This is a genomic window from Pseudomonas sichuanensis (assembly GCF_003231305.1).
GTDB lineage: Bacteria > Pseudomonadota > Gammaproteobacteria > Pseudomonadales > Pseudomonadaceae > Aquipseudomonas > Aquipseudomonas sichuanensis.
The window spans coordinates 1-285 of sequence record NZ_QKVM01000166.1; the positions used below are offsets into that span (position 1 = coordinate 1).

2 tRNA genes are annotated in these 285 nt (G+C 52.6%); both read right to left on the reverse strand.

Going from position 1 to position 285, the window contains the following annotated elements:
* Positions 1–48: 48 nt before the first annotated feature.
* Positions 49–124: transfer RNA gene (locus tag DM373_RS28570), tRNA-Ala, on the reverse strand.
* Positions 125–148: 24 nt separating this feature from the next.
* Positions 149–225: transfer RNA gene (locus tag DM373_RS28575), tRNA-Ile, on the reverse strand.
* Positions 226–285: the final 60 nt, after the last annotated feature.

Here is a 285-nt window from a genome sequence, read left to right on the forward strand (position 1 = left end):
CGAATGTTCATTTCTAAGTTCTGAGCAGTGCTGCGAAACCTGAAAGAGTGGTGGAGCCAAGCGGGATCGAACCGCTGACCTCCTGCGTGCAAGGCAGGCGCTCTCCCAGCTGAGCTATGGCCCCATTTGACCAGCCGCACCAAGTAATTGGTAGGTCTGGGCAGATTTGAACTGCCGACCTCACCCTTATCAGGGGTGCGCTCTAACCAACTGAGCTACAGACCTATAACAGGGTTGCGTTACAGCATCGTCTTTACACAATGAATCAAGCAATTCGTGTGGGTA